The following is a 14,020-nucleotide window of genomic DNA, read 5'->3' on the forward strand; positions in this document are numbered from 1 at the left end:
GGACGGCCGACGCGGGCGGGTTCACCACTTGGCGCGGTCGTACGGCACGGGCAGTTCCTCGAGGGCCCCGGCGGACCGAAGGGCCCGGTTGGTCTCGAGGATCGTCTCGATGTCGGGCTCCTCAGCTCCGTCCCGAGTGAGATCGATGATCAGCCCGCCGTGTGCCGTGCGTGCATAAGTACCGGGAAATCCCTCCGGAGCCAGGGCCGCGCGTTTCGCAGACAAGTACACCGATCGGCCGCAGCGGGGGGCTGAATTATCGAGACCAAACTCATCTCGCACCGCATCGTACTGGGCACGGCCGTAGGCCTGTCCCGTGTCGATGTCCCAGGCGTCGGCGAGAATTCGCAGTACATCCGAGGAGCGACCCACAGCCGGCACGGATTCATCCAGCTTGCGCGATCGGAACGACAGTGCAACGGAATTTGTCACCCACTCCGAAGCACCACCTGCATGAATCGAAAATGTCACACGAGGCATCCCGTGATTGTTTGTCAGCAGGGATGTCGTGTAGCCAATACGGTCCACGTCGGACTCCGGGTTCTCCCTCTTCAGGTACTCGGAGAGCGCAGCCACCGACAGCGGCATACGCGGCGCAGTGGAAATATCGTCGACTGCCTCGAGCCAGCCGGTGAAAGCCGCATCATCCAAATCACCCAAGGCCGACAGGCTTTCCACCCAGCGCTCAGCGATCTGAACAACGCTCTCCTGCCGTCTCCCCCATCCCCCGTTGACCACGACGTACAGCACCTTCGCTCTCCCTCTTCCCTCAGCTTGTGCCAACAACGTCATCCGCCGTGTGCTCAACCTTAACCTTGATACGCCTCTCCTCAAACATCGCCCGTGCGGCCTCAGCCACCTCCGGATCGGAAAAGTGCCATACAACCGGCTTCCCTCGGGCCGCGTCCACCTGCCGCTGCGCCTGCTTGGCCCAGCGGTTGGCGATGTCGAGCTTAAGCTCCCCCACCTCGGCGTCGTAGTACTTCGGATTGCGGTAGCCGTACTTCGCCTCGAGATAGGTCCCCTTCGCGGAGTCCCACCCGTCGAAATTGACGGGCTTGCCGTCGAGTTTGTCGAGGGGGACCTGGTACTCCTTTCCGCGGTTCACTCCGGAGATCTGCTCCTGGTAACGCGCACCCATCTCGGATTCGTAGCTGAAAAGGGCGGGCTTGATGTGCTCCCACTTCCCGCCGCCGCCGTCCTTGGTCCCGGCGCGGGGGTTAGTGAGGTTCTCGTACCAGGACGGCTTCGGCTGCTGCTGCGCCCTCTCGAGCCCTGCCTTCCGCTTCGCCGCGGCGGCCGCCCTCTTCGCCTCCTCTGCCTGCTTCGCCGCCTCCTCGGCGGCCTGCTTCTTCTCCGGGTCGACCTCGTCGCACTTGCCCGCGAGCAGCGCGACCGGTGCGGCGGTGCGCCCGCCCGCGACCACGCCCGTGCCGCTGCCGGGGACGCCCGGCCCGCCGCCGTACGGGATGCGCGTCCGCGCGCCCATCCCGATCGTGCAGCCGGTGAGCCCCGCGTCCCGGGCGGCGTCGTCGGCGTGCTGCTGCGCTTCCCTGGCGGCCTGCTCGGCGCCCTCGACATCGCCGGCCCTGGCCGCCTTGCGTGCCTTCGCCGCGGCCTCGGAGGCCTTCTGCGCGAGCTCGCCGACCTTGCCGAGTTTCCCGAGCTTGCCCAGTTTCCCGAGCTTGCCGACGAGCTTCGCCTCGCCGTAGCCCGGGATGAAGAGGGAGCCGACGTTCCAGAAGACCGTGCCGATGGCCTGGCCCTCGTCGCCCCGGTTCCACATGTCGCGGACCTCGTCGCCGACGAACACGTCGTCGAGAACGGTCACTCCGGTGTTGACGGACGCCGAGCCCCAGTCCCAGAGGGCTCCCAGGTAGACCCCCTCGGACCACTTGTCGCCCGCCCCCGCACTGTCCTCGAGCCACTGGTCGCCGAGCTGGGATCCGTAGTCCTTGATGCCCTCCCAGGCCTTGCCGGGGTCGAGGATCGTCTCGAACGTGCCGGTGATGTCGCCCCAGAGGCCGTCCACGACGACGCCCTCGAAGAAGCCGCCCACCTGCTTGGCACCGCAGGAGAGGAAGGCGCCGATCCCGGAGGTGCAGCTCTCGCCGGCGTCCTCACCGTCTCCGGCGTCCCCGCCGTCGTCGACGTCGTCGAGACCGTCGTCCGGCACGCCCGGCACGCCCGTCTCGTCGGTCTCGTCGTCCTCGTCGTAGACGGCTTCGTCGGCCGTCCCGGTCCCGCCGGTGCCGTCCTGGGGCCCACCGGTGCCGCCCGTACCTCCGGTGCCGCCCGTGGCACCCGCACCGCCGTCCGTGCCCGCGCTGTCGTCGCCGGTGCCAGTGCCAGTGCCGTTGTCGCTGCCGTCGCCGGCCTCGACGTCCGCCGGCCCGCCGTCGCCACCCCCGCACGCCGTGCCGGTTATCTCGCAGACCGCGGACCGGAGCCCTCCGGCGATCTGACCGCCGACCCCGGTCGCGACCAGGCCGACGACGACGGCCGCGACGAGCACGATCAGCCCGACGTACTCGGTGGCCGTCTGGCCGCCGTCCCTGCGCCACTTGATGAGGCGGGCGAGCTTCGGGGGTCGCCGCTCTACCCGGCTCGTACCGGGCACGAGGAACCACTGGCGCGCCGACGGCCGGAAAAGCAGCACGATCACGGCCACGGGGACGAGCAGTTGGGTCAGACCCCGGCCGCTGCCGTCGACGAGTGCGCTCAACGCCCCGAAGAGCAGCCACGCCTGCACCGCGAGCAGTGCCCGCCGCACCCACTCACCACCGGTCCACACCCGCAGCGCGAGCAGGAATCCGGCCACTCCCGGAGCGGCGGCGTACACCAGAAGGCCGAGGAGCTCCCCGTCGACCCCGTCCACGGCCGCGGCCGTCACGAGCAGACCGAAAGCCCCCAGCAGCGTGACCCCGAACAGCGCGTGCAGCAGTACGAGCACGGCCCGCACGGCCCGCGGCATGGGCTGCCGGCCGTTCCCCCGGACGGGCGGCAACGTCCCCGCACCCATCCCTCCGGAAGCGCCCGCAGGCGCAACTCCCGCCGTTCCCCCACCGGTTGCAGCCATACTCCGGAGGCTAGGGGCGACGGAGGGAACGGTCATGGGCCCGTGGACCCAAAGTCCGCAAGCACGTCCGGCTGGGCCCGGCACCCACCCGAGGCGGCGGACCGGGTGCGTGGGCTCGGCCGACGTGCACGTCGTCGCGACCCTCGCCCTCGACGGCGCCTCCGCGTACGACCCCGCCTTCCCCTGCCGGGTGTTCGCCGTCGCACAGCAGCCCTGCGGGACGCCCGCCTACGAGGTGAGGGTCCGCACCGAGCGGACCGTCACCGCGACGGCCGGCCTCCTGGAGCCGTTCCGGATCACCTCCCGCCACGGGCCGGACGACGCGCGCGGGACCGACACGGTGACCGTCACCGGTGTCTCACCCGAACCCGTCCCGGACCCGCGCCCCGCGCCCCGCGCCCCGCGCACGGTGGAGGTCCTGCGTGCCGTGGGTCAGACCTCCCGGCGCGGCCAGTCGAGCAGACGTGCTCCGATGACCGCCGTCTGCAGGGTGTAGCGGTGCACGGGATCGCCCGGATCCGCGCCGGTGAGCCTGTGGATGCGGTCGAGCCGGTACGTCAGGGCCCGCACGCTGAGGTTGAGCCGGCGGGCCGCCTCGGCCGCCACACAACCCGCGTCGAAGTACGCCGTGAGCGTGTCGAGCAACGGCAGGGCTCCGCCGCGGGCGTCCCTGAGCGGGCCGAGGACGCTGAGCACGAGGTCGGCCATGGCCTGCCGGTCACGGGTCAGCACCGGATACACCAGCAGGTCGGAGGCCAGCAGCACCGGATCGTCCAGGCCCATGCGATCGGCCAGGTCCAGGGCGTTCAGCGCCTCCTCGTAGGAGTGGACCACCCCGCCTGCGCCCGGGTGGGGGCGTCCGATGGCCACCCGGCCGCCGCCCGTCGCCCCGTACGCCTGCTTCGCGAAGTGGTTGAGCACATCGGACTGGTCGCCCGGCGCGATGCAGATCAACCGGCCGTCCTTCGTGGTCAGGAGGATGCGGCGATCTCCGAAGCGGGCGACGAGCGAGGACTCGATCCGGCGGATGAGGGGATGGCCGTCGTCGTACGGCTCCGAACCCTGGGCGACGGCCACCGCGTGGGCGTGGGAAAGCAGCAGTCCGAAGCGTACGGCCCGCTCGGCGAGCCGGCCGAGGTCGCTGCGCCCGTAGAGCAGGTCGTCGACGAACTCACGGCGGGCCGCCTCCTCCTGGCGCACCGCGAGACGCTGCGCCCTCTCATGGCCCTCGGCGAAGGCGTCCACGGCCTGCTCGACCGCGGCGAGAAGGTGGTCGGCCGCGGCCCCCGTGAGTCCCGGCCGTATCGCACGGGCGGCGGCGAGGTGGGCGTGGACCATGGTGCGCAGTCCGAGACCCATCTCCGCGGCCCGTTCCCCCTGGCCGCGGAGCGACGCCAGTTCGTCGCGGGTGAGCCTCCGGCCGGTGGCACAGGCGCCCGTGAGCGCCTCGGCGTACCCCTCCAGATACGGCGTGGTCTCCTGCAGCGTCATGATCGATTCCCCCGCTTCCCGGAACGCCGACGACGATTTCCTGCTGCCGGAGATCAGAGACGGCTGACGTCCGGCGAACGACGTCCGGCATCAAGGATACGTAAATATTGCCGATCGTCGGCAATGCGAACGCGGCCACGAGACTGGGAGGATCGGATCGCGCGGGGGAGGGCGAGGAAGACCGAGACGCTGCCTGCCGGAACCGGGAAACGGGGGAACGCCTGGTTCGGTTGCCGTGCCGCGGCTGACAGCCGTGGTCGGCCGGCAGCGGGGGGGCTCGGTCCTCCTCGCCCGCGCCGACCGGTCCGGGCCTCGCCTGCCGCTGCTTCGCGGCGTCCGACGCAGGAAGTCCCGTGGGGGACGTCATGTCCGACGTCCCCCACGGGACTTCGGGTCGCTGCGGGGGAATACGCGTCGGGACCCGGGCTCAGCTCTGCGAGGCGCCACTCTCGCCGCGCGGGAAGGAGACCTCCACCCGGCGGTTCTTCTTGCGGCCCTCCTCACTGCTGTTGTCGGCGATCGGGTACTGCTCGCCGTAGCCACGGATCTCGTAACTGATCCCCGAGCTCGCCAGCTGCCGGGAGAGCACGTTGTGCACGGCGTCCGCCCGCTGCTTGGACAGCACGTCACCGTGCGCGGCCGAGCCGAGGTTGTCCGTGAAGCCGAAGACGCGGACCTTCTTGGCCCCCTGCTTGCGGATCTCGGACGCGATCTCGGCGATACGGGCGTTGGCGGCGCCGGACAGCTTGGCGCTGTCCTTACCGAAGAGCACCTCCGCCTGAAGTGCGAACTTCAGGTTGGAGCTGGTCTCCTCACGGCGCTCCTCACCACCCTCTGACTCGACGACGGAGACGATGTCGAGCACCCGGGCGGGCGCGAGGGTCGCACCGTCGCGGATTTTCAGGCCCGGCGAGTTCCCGTCGACCTCGGGCGGCGGCGAGGTCGACTCGGTACCTGGCGGCGTGCCCGGGGCGGGCGTCTCGTCGGCCCAGGCACCGCCGACGGCGGTGAACTGCATTCCGACGACCAGCACGGCCGAGAGAAGGGTCGATGCCGCGGCCCTGCGGGGGCGGGACATGGTGGCGGTCATCAGGAGATCTCAATCGTGGCGGTGGGCATGGCTGGCACCTGGATATCGACCTGAGAGGCCGAGTCAGGCGGTGACGGGAACTGGGCGAAGAAGGCGACCGACGCACCAGCGTCGACATTGAAGATCCCAGTGGTCGTCAGCGGATAGCCCTCTGTGTCGCGCAGCACGTAGTAGCGCTTCTTCCCGACCTTGTCGATCAGCGTGATCCCACCAAGCGACCGCCCCGTGCGACGCACCTGATTCTCCTGACCGTTCCACTCGATCGGAGCGACCGCCCGTTTTCCGCTGGTGTTCTTGACGGTTCCCGTCACGGTCAGGAAGCCGCCGTCCTCACGGGTTGCGGTGTGGACGACGATCTGAAAGCCGTTGCTGCCGTTGATGGTTGCCAGAGTCTGACTGGTATCCGGCACGGTGTTGCCGCCGTCGTCCTGGGGCTTGCCGTTCCCCGTGGCGGCAGGCGCCGAACTGCTCCCCTTGTCCTTCGCCGACCCTCCGTCGTCCCCGCCGCAGGCGGTGAGCGAAAGGGTCAGCGCTGCCGCGAGGACAGCGGCGGTCGCCACCCTGCGCGTGGTCACTCCGTGCCGGATACTCATGCGTGTCATTCCTTCTGCGTTCGTTTCACGGTCAGTTCTCGGTCAGCCGGATGTCGAAGAGGTCCGGCCCGTCCGGCGGAGGACCTTCGCCCACCAGCCAGGGAGCCGCCCCCTTGCACGTCAACGTCCCCAGCGGCTTGGGGACCGGCTTGTAGAGGCATCGGGACGTGAGTTCGGCCGTGGCCTCGGCCGTCGCCTTCTTCGACTCGGTCCCCGGCAGGACGGTGTCCCCGACCGGCTTCTCCGTCTCGACCTCGACGGTGAAGGCCCAACCGCCGTTGAACGCCGGGCTGCAGCCGCCCGGCTTCACGACGGTGCCGTTCCGCTGTGCCATGGGGTGGGCCGCCTCGCAGCCCCGAAAGCTTCCGAACTGACCCAAATTGAAGATCGCCGTCAGAAGCGCCGGGTTGAGGTTGGCCGGCAGCTCCAGCTCGAACTGGTCCCGAGATTGCTTGGCCGCCGCAAGGGCGGCGGCATCGGCGCCCGTCTGCGCGCCATTGCGAGTGGCGCCGGCCTGGCCGACCGCGAAAAACGCAAGCGCGAGAAAGAGCAGGCTCGCTACCACCACCACGTAGGCGGGAGCGACCTGCCCCTTCTCACCGGCATCAAGCTGCATCAGCCGCCGATGATCTCGTTGACCTTGTTCGACAGGCCGGAAGCGATGGTCTCCGCCACGCCCGAGCCCACCAGCGCCGCGATGATCAGCGCGACCAGCACGATCACACCCACGTACTCGACGGCACCCTGGCCCTTGTCGCCGCGGCGCTGGATCGCCTCGACGGTCGTCTTCGCCCAGTTGCCGACGTAGACGCGGGCGTTGGTCGCGGCCTTGAGAGTGATGTTCGACATGGTGTTCCCCTCCTGGTCCGGCCGGCCGCTTGCCGGCCGACTCGTACGAGTCCTCGGCGCCGCTCGCGCTTCCGGCTTCCTCCTGGCCGGTCTCACTGGCGGCATGAGAAACGTACGGGGCGAGAACACCCCTCGGCATGGGCCTCAGGGCCCAGCCGGGGGCCCATTCCGCGGATTGGGCCCTCGATCGTCCGGGCGTCCCGGTCGTACCCGCGGCTCCGGTCACGCCGATCGTGCCCGTCGTCCCGGTCGTGTCAGCCATGACTCGCCGGCCCCCCTCGGGCCAGGCCGTGCCAGATGGCGATGGCCTCGCCCCGGCTGCCGGCGTTGAGCTTGGCGAAGATGCGGTTGATGTGGTTCTTGACGGTCTTCTGGCTGATGAAGCAGGTGGCGGCGATCTGCTGATTCGTCATGCCCGACGCGATCAGGTCCATCACTTCCACCTCCCGTTGGCTCAGCTCGGTCAGCAGACCCCCGGAGCCTGGCCCCGGGGCAGCCCCGGAGGGGGCCGATCCTGCAGAAGAATGTGCCACATTCGCTTGCGAAAGCGAAGGGGATGCATCGAATTGTTGCGAAGGGGAACGATGGGCAACTAAGCCCACCTGCTGATTTGTTGATGATGTGTAGACAGAAGGCTGGCTCGTGTCGTGTGCGGTTGCAGACGTTGATCCCCGTCCCTCCGGGCCGCCGAGCGCCGCACCCAGACCGTCCGGCAGAGGTGACGCCGGCGGCTCCGGAGGCGCGGTGGTGCCACGCACCGCCGCGAGCAGGGCGCTGGAGGCCGAGGACGTGAACGAGGCCCTGCCCTCCTTGATGTCGCGGACCGCGGCGACGAGCTGGTCCGCGGTGAACTCGCCGTGGACCAGATAGCCGCCCGCGCCGCGGCGAAGGGCCTCGTGGACGATCTCGCTCTCGCGGCTGTACGTCATCATCAGCACCGGCGCGAGGCGGACCAGGTGCGGAAGGGCCGAGATGCCGTCGACACCGGGCATGCGCACGTCGAGCAGCACGACGTCCGGCCGGTGCCGGACGGCCGCGTCGTATGCCTGGCGTCCGTCGGCGGCCTCCGCGACGACATGGATGTCCTGGCGGCCTTGGAGCAGCACGGTCAGGCCGGCTCGTACTACCGGGTTGTCGTCGGCGACGACGACCCGGAGCGTCGGGGCGGAGGCGACGGGGGCGGGCAGGGCCGGGTAGTCACCGGATGCCGCGTCCGCCGGTCCTTGGGGAGCGGGGAAGGCGGACGGTCCGGAGGAATGGTCGGAAGTGAGCGGTGCGGCATGCGAGGACGTGTGCTGTGACACGTGCGGTTGCCGTGTCCACTGCTGCCCCGATGCACGGGAGATGTCGTCCGGCATGGTTGCGGCCTCCTCTCGGAGTGGGGCGGTTGTCGGGGAGGGTCGGGTGCTCGGGACGGGGACTGGGTCGGTTGGTCGGTTTCGCTCGGTCGGTCGGTCGGTCGGTCGGTCAGTCGGTCAGTCGGTCAGTCGGTCGGTTTCGCTCGGTCGGTCGGTCAGTCGACGGAACGCGTACGCCCTTCAGTTCAGGAGCGGAGTCGCCCGCCGCTGTTGCGGGAGCACGCCCAGTGGCGCCGGGGCGATGGCCATCAGCGGAAGTTCGAGCCGTACCTCCGTCCCCCGGGCGTGGCGTCCGCGCCCGATGCGGATACGGGCCCCGATGGACGCGGCGCGCTCGACCATGCCGACGAGGCCGAAGTGGCCCGCTCGGCGAAGGTCGTCGAGTGTCGTGCCCGGCGGCAGCCCCCTGCCGTCGTCGTAGACGCTGATACGCAGGACGTCGCCCACCACGCCGGCCGAGACGTCGAGGTACGTGGGCCGCCCGTGGCGGTGGGCGTTCTCCATGGCCTCCGAGGCGACGGTGAGCGCCTGGCGGGCAACGATCTGGGGGACGGCCGGTACGGGCGCCCGGCCGAGCCGGCGGAAGCGGGCCTCTACGTCGTGCCGTCGGGCGAAGTCCTCCGTACGGGCGCTCAGTTCGGACAGCAGGTCGACACCGCCGTCGAGGCCTGACTGTCGCCGGAGGTCCGAGAGCAGCTCGCGGGACTCGGCGGCGGCCCGGCGTGCCGAGCGGGCGACGAGTTCCGCCTGGTGCTTGACGGTGAGCGGGTCCATGCGGTCCGCTGACCCGGCCAGGCCGTCCGCGGCCAGGGCCAGCCCGTGGAGCGTCTTGGCCACCGAGTCGTGCATCTCCCGGGCGAGGCGGGCGCGCTCCCCCTCCACCGCCTCGTTGACGGCGAGACGGGCACGGGCCTCGGTGAGCGCCTGGGTGGCGGTTCCGAAGCCGAGCATGAGGTTGCGCAGGGTGCTGCCGACCGCGCCCGCGATGACGCACAGCCCGGGGAGCAGCAGATCGCCGAGCCCGGCCTTCACGTCCGGGTTGACGGCGAACGCGCCGCCGATGATGAGCGACTGGAGCACGGCGAAAACCGCCGCCCCGCGCCAGCCGTAGACCAGCCCGGCGAGCAGCGGGGTGCAGAGGGTGACGTACGCGAGGATCGACTCGGGTGAGGCGGTGGCCAGGAGCAGCGCACCGAACAGCGAGTCGATCGCGAGGAGCGCGGGATGCCGGAGCAGGAACGGCCCGAAGCGTTCCCAGTCCCGCAGGGGGATGTACGACACCATGAAGGTCACGATCACGGCCGAGCCGACGAGCCACGTGCCCAGACCCGGCCGGGTGTTGTCCAGGGCGAACGGCGTGGCCAGCGCGATCGTCGCCAGCCGGAAGCCGAAGACCTGACGGCAGAGGGCCTGGAGGGCGTTGACCTGGATGGGCAGCGACGGCACGTGCCGGGACGCCGCGGCGGCGGGCTGCCCCGGTACTTCCCCGCCGAGGCCTCCGCCGATCCCGCCCCGGATCTCGCCGGCGGTGGCGCCGTGCGGGCCGTCGCCGGTCCCGCCGCGGGACGCTCCGGTGCTGCCGCCGCCTCCTGGGACGGGGATCCTCAGGCCCATGTGGGTCACCTCCTGTTCCGCTCGCTCGCGCTGTCGTGTCGGTGGTGCTGTGCCGGTACGGTCCCGCCGTCGTGCTCATGCTCGTCTCGCGTCGCCGGTACGGTCCGGGGGGCGGCCCCGGTGTCCCGCCGGCCCCCCGTCGCGCAGGCCCGGTCAGGTGCCGCTCAGGATGTCGGCGAAGTCGACGCCGGAGCCGTAGTAGAAGCTCATGACGATGAGGATCATCGTCGCGGGGAGCATGACCATCGTGACCACGAGCGTCGTCTTGGGGACGGCCTTGGAGGCGGAGCGCCTGGCGTTCTGCGCGTCCGTCCGCCGCATGTCCGTCGCGATCTGGATGAGCGTGTCGACGATGGGGGCGCCGAGCTCCTCTCCCTGCTGGAGCGCGGTGACGAACATCGACACCTGCTCGGACGAGTTCCGCTTGCGCAGTTGCTCGAACGCCTCACGCCGGCTGACGCCCATGTCCATCTGGCGCAGGGTGATCCGCAGCTCGTCGGCCCACGGGCCCTTGTACTTCTCGGCGACCCGCTCCAGCGCCTGCCGGAAGCCGAGTCCCGCGGACACGACGACGGCGAGCACGTCGAGGAAGTCGGGCAGGGTGCGTTCGATGTCGTTGCGGCGACGGCGGATGGCGGCGCGCAGGACGACATCGGTCCAGACGAGTCCGTACACCAGCGCGAGCAGGCCGATGACCGCCTGCCCGCGCAGGACGAGGGAGAAGGCGGCGGCCGCGCCGAGCATGCCGTAGACGGCACGTCGGGCGGCGTAGCGGTCGACGGTCATACCGCCGGGGTTGCCCGCCATGTCGAGCCTGCGGCGCAGGGCGTCGACGCGCTTCGGCCCCATCATGGAGAGCACGGTCGGGGCGAAGCGCATGCCCATGCGGTCGATTCCGGAACCGACCGCGGTGGTGCGGCTCGAGCCGACCTCGAGTGCCACCGCGAGGTCGCCGGGCAGTTTGGCATCGGCCCGGTACATCCGGATGCCGTGGAAGGCCCCGTACACCGCGAGGCCGACGACGGCCGCCAGCAGAAGTCCCATGGCTAGTACCCCTGTTCCCTTCGTCCGTTCCTCAGACCCGGATCCGGGACATACGGCGGATGAGGAAGAAGCCGACGGCGTACATGCCGAAGGCGATGACGACGGCGAACTGGCCGACGACCGAGGCGGTCATCTTGTCCAGGGCGCCCGGACGTATGGCGTTGATCATCAGCAGGAAGCTGAGACCGAGGAGCGGAACGGCGAGCGCGGTCACCTTCACCTGCGAGAGCAGGGTCGTGACCTCGCGCCGGGTCTCCTTGCGTTCCTCCAGCGTCTCGGTCAGGTTGCGCAGCGAGCTGACGACCTGGCCGCCCGCCCGGTTGGAGAGGACGAGGGTCGTGACGAGGACGACCAGCTCGCGGGAGGGCAGTCGCTCGGCGAGCTCGCCCAGCGCGTCGTCCAGGGTGTGGCCCACGGCGAGCTGGTCGGCGACGCGCATGAGCTCCTCGCCGGCCGGGTCGTCCAGCTCCTCGGCGGCCATGGCGAGCGCGGTGCGCATCGCGAGTCCGGCGTGGGTGGCGTTGGCGAGGACGCGGGTCAATTCGGGGAGCTGGTTGATGAACGCATCGGTCCGCTTGGCGCGCTGCCAGTTGAGGAAGGCGTTGGCGCCCCAGAGACCGGTGACGGCGGCCAGGACGCCGAAGAACGGTGCGAAGACGGCCCCGACGGTGAAGTAGACGGCGAGCAGGGCGCCGATCACGTAGACGACGTACTCGCCCGGGGTGAGGTCCAGGCCGGTCGTGGCGATCTTGTGCTCGATCCGCTTGCCGAGTGCGGTGCCGCGCAGCCGCCGGTCCACCCCGTGGAAACGGCGCCGCCGTCCCGTGGGAAGGGCGATCTGCCCCGTCTGGGACATCCGGTCGACGAGCGCCTGGCGCTGGGCCTTGCCCGAGGAGTAGACGTGCACGCCGAGGACGCCGAGGACGCAGGCGAGCAGGGTGACGCCGATCGTCAGGAGCGGGAGATTAGCCACGGGCTGAACCTTCTGTCGCGGTCGGGGACGGCACAGGGCTCGTGCGGCGCACCCGGCTCGGCGGGTGCGTCGGGCCCGGAAGCGTCAAGCTCGGCGGAAGCGCCAGGCCCGGTGGGTGCGCCAGGCTCGGGGAACTCATGCGACCGCCCTGCGCAGCGTGAGCTGGTCCTCCGAGTCGGCGACGCCGAAGGCCGGTGGGATCGGCTCGTTCTTCATGTACAGCCGCTCGGCGACCCGTCGCGGCAACGGCAGGTACTCGAACGAACCGTGGACCAGACCGTCGGCGGACATCGGCCGGGCGTTGAACCGGCAGACCGAGACGATGCGGTACTCCTCCCTGCCGTGGGAGTCCAGGATGGCGATCTCGGTGATCCTGCGGGAGCCGTCGGCGTGCCGGGTGAGCTGGACGATCACGTCGACCGCGCTGTTGATCTGGTCCTTGATCGCCACGAACGGGACCTCGATCTCGGACATGGAGCCCAGGGTCTGCAGCCGCATCAGCGCGTCCTCCGCGCTGTTGGCGTGGACGGTGGCGAGGGAGCCGTCGTGACCCGTCGACATTGCCTGGAGCATGTCAAGCGTCTCGCCGCCTCGGACCTCACCGACGATGATGCGGTCGGGGCGCATGCGCAGCGAGTTGCGGACCAGGTCACGGATGGTGATCCGTCCCTTGCCCTCGACGTTGGGGGGCCGGCTCTCCAACGTGATCACATGGTTCTGCTGGAGCTGGAGTTCCGCCGAGTCCTCGATGGTGACGATCCGCTCCCCGTCGGGGATGAGCCCCGACAACGCGTTGAGCAGCGTGGTCTTGCCCGTGCCGGTCGCCCCGGAGACGATCACGTTGAACTTCGCCCGGACGAGGCCCGACAGCAACATCGTCATCTGGTCGTCGAGGGAACCGAGCTCGATCATCTCGCGGAGCGTGAACGCGCGGGGGAAGCGCCGGATCGTGAGGATCGGGCCGCTGAGCGAGAGCGGCGGGATGATCACGTTGACGCGCTCCCCGCTGGGCAGCCGCGCGTCCACCATCGGATTGGCCTCGTCCACCCGGCGGTTGACGGTCGAGACGATGCGCTCGATGGTCTGCATGAGCTGTTCGTTCGAGCTGAACCTCATGGGCAGCAGCTCCAGCCGGCCGCGGCGCTCGACGAAGACCTGCTCGGGCCCGTTCACCATGATCTCGCTGATGGAGGCGTCCTCCAGCAGGGGCTCCAGGATGCCCAGGCCGAGGGCTTCGTCCACGACCCGGCGGATCAGCTGCGAGCGCTCGACCGAGGACAGCACCGGCCCCTCGCGGCTGATGATGTGGCCCAGCACGCGCTCCAGCCGCGCACGCCGCTCGGCGGCCTGCAGCATGGACATCTCCGCGAGGTCGATCTCCTCCAGGAGCTTGGCGCGGTAGATCCCGACGAGCCGGCTGTCCGACCCCTGACCGGGGCCCGGTTCGGGATTGCTCATGCGCGCCCGGAGGCTCATAGGTGCTCGACTCCTTCGAAGGGTTGACCGGACGGCGTGCCCGGTGGCGCCGGAGGGCGGTGGGTCAGCGGTCGGTGACGGGCATGGTCGCGGAACGGGTGGCCCGGTCGAACGCGAGAACGGGGATGAGGGAGGGGATGTCGACGTACGCGGTGGCGGTCACCTCGTCACCGGCCATGCTTACGTCGACGTCCGTCCCGCCGGCCAGCCAGTCGCTCATCGCCGCCTTCCCCGCCTGCACTCCGCTCCCGTTGTCGATCGACTCGGTCCGCGCCGCCGCCCGTGCCGCCGTCCCCGCCTGCTGGACCGCGTACACGGCGATGCCCAGCTGGATCGCGGCGAGTGCGACCAGCAGCAGGATGGGGATCCAGCCGAGGTACTCGATCGCGGTCTGGCCCCGGTCGCGGCGCCCGTGTGCACCGAACCGCCGTCCACGGGTGTGTTTCTGCATGG

Annotated in this window: 14 protein-coding genes; 1 reads left to right on the plus strand and 13 read right to left on the minus strand. The window is 70.3% G+C overall.

Annotated features, from left to right (window positions below; genetic code table 11):
• Positions 1 to 21: 21 nt before the first annotated feature.
• Together QMZ92_RS25135 and QMZ92_RS25140 are read right to left on the minus strand one after the other, a co-directional pair.
• Complete coding sequence (locus tag QMZ92_RS25135) at positions 22 to 750, minus strand: Imm52 family immunity protein (protein WP_283299746.1); 729 nt, start codon at positions 748 to 750, stop codon at positions 22 to 24.
• Positions 751 to 769: 19 nt separating this feature from the next.
• Positions 770 to 2,974 (minus strand): Tox-REase-5 domain-containing protein, encoded by a 2,205-nt coding sequence (locus tag QMZ92_RS25140; protein WP_283299747.1) that lies wholly within the window; start codon positions 2,972 to 2,974, stop codon positions 770 to 772.
• 214 nt (positions 2,975 to 3,188) lie between these two features.
• Between QMZ92_RS25140 and QMZ92_RS25145 the strand changes: the two genes are divergently transcribed.
• Positions 3,189 to 3,575 carry a type 1 glutamine amidotransferase family protein gene (locus tag QMZ92_RS25145; RefSeq protein ID WP_283299748.1) on the plus strand — a complete coding sequence of 129 codons (387 nt, stop codon included), beginning with the start codon at positions 3,189 to 3,191 and terminating at the stop codon, positions 3,573 to 3,575.
• On the opposite strand, the gene QMZ92_RS25150 is transcribed toward QMZ92_RS25145, so the two are convergent.
• From QMZ92_RS25150 to QMZ92_RS25200, 11 genes are all read right to left on the minus strand, one after another.
• Positions 3,512 to 4,570 (minus strand): PucR family transcriptional regulator, encoded by a 1,059-nt coding sequence (locus QMZ92_RS25150; RefSeq protein WP_283299749.1) that lies wholly within the window; start codon positions 4,568 to 4,570, stop codon positions 3,512 to 3,514. The two genes, QMZ92_RS25145 and QMZ92_RS25150, sit on opposite strands and share 64 nt — an antisense overlap.
• A 427-nt stretch (positions 4,571 to 4,997) precedes the next feature.
• Positions 4,998 to 5,660: an OmpA family protein gene (locus QMZ92_RS25155; RefSeq protein ID WP_502962132.1), complete on the minus strand. Its 663-nt coding sequence runs from the start codon at positions 5,658 to 5,660 to the stop codon at positions 4,998 to 5,000.
• Positions 5,660 to 6,253 (minus strand): hypothetical protein, encoded by a 594-nt coding sequence (locus QMZ92_RS25160; RefSeq protein WP_283299750.1) that lies wholly within the window; start codon positions 6,251 to 6,253, stop codon positions 5,660 to 5,662. Before QMZ92_RS25160 ends, QMZ92_RS25155 begins: the two co-directional genes overlap by 1 nt.
• A 31-nt stretch (positions 6,254 to 6,284) precedes the next feature.
• Entirely contained in the window at positions 6,285 to 6,869 is a 585-nt protein-coding gene (locus QMZ92_RS25165) for a pilus assembly protein TadG-related protein (protein ID WP_283299751.1), read from the minus strand.
• Positions 6,869 to 7,102, minus strand: a complete 234-nt coding sequence (locus tag QMZ92_RS25170; RefSeq protein ID WP_283299752.1) for a hypothetical protein — start codon at positions 7,100 to 7,102, stop codon at positions 6,869 to 6,871. The genes QMZ92_RS25165 and QMZ92_RS25170 overlap by 1 nt, the downstream gene beginning before the upstream one ends.
• Before the next feature lie 254 nt (positions 7,103 to 7,356).
• Positions 7,357 to 8,460, minus strand: a complete 1,104-nt coding sequence (locus QMZ92_RS25175) for a response regulator transcription factor (protein ID WP_283299753.1) — start codon at positions 8,458 to 8,460, stop codon at positions 7,357 to 7,359.
• 180 nt (positions 8,461 to 8,640) lie between these two features.
• Positions 8,641 to 10,074 (minus strand): sensor histidine kinase, encoded by a 1,434-nt coding sequence (locus QMZ92_RS25180; protein ID WP_283299754.1) that lies wholly within the window; start codon positions 10,072 to 10,074, stop codon positions 8,641 to 8,643.
• A gap of 153 nt (positions 10,075 to 10,227) precedes the next feature.
• The gene (locus QMZ92_RS25185; protein WP_283299755.1) at positions 10,228 to 11,118 is read right to left on the minus strand and encodes a DUF5936 domain-containing protein; all 891 of its coding nucleotides are present in this window, start codon (positions 11,116 to 11,118) and stop codon (positions 10,228 to 10,230) included.
• Between the two features lie 31 nt (positions 11,119 to 11,149).
• Positions 11,150 to 12,091 carry a type II secretion system F family protein gene (locus QMZ92_RS25190; protein WP_283299756.1) on the minus strand — a complete coding sequence of 314 codons (942 nt, stop codon included), beginning with the start codon at positions 12,089 to 12,091 and terminating at the stop codon, positions 11,150 to 11,152.
• Positions 12,092 to 12,226: 135 nt separating this feature from the next.
• The gene (locus QMZ92_RS25195; protein ID WP_283299758.1) at positions 12,227 to 13,567 is read right to left on the minus strand and encodes a TadA family conjugal transfer-associated ATPase; all 1,341 of its coding nucleotides are present in this window, start codon (positions 13,565 to 13,567) and stop codon (positions 12,227 to 12,229) included.
• A gap of 64 nt (positions 13,568 to 13,631) precedes the next feature.
• Positions 13,632 to 14,018, minus strand: coding sequence for a TadE/TadG family type IV pilus assembly protein (locus QMZ92_RS25200; RefSeq protein ID WP_283299759.1), 387 nt, complete (start codon positions 14,016 to 14,018; stop codon positions 13,632 to 13,634).
• Positions 14,019 to 14,020: the final 2 nt, after the last annotated feature.

Source organism: Streptomyces sp. HNM0645, assembly GCF_030056615.1.
Taxonomy (GTDB): Bacteria; Actinomycetota; Actinomycetes; order Streptomycetales; family Streptomycetaceae; genus Streptomyces; species Streptomyces marianii.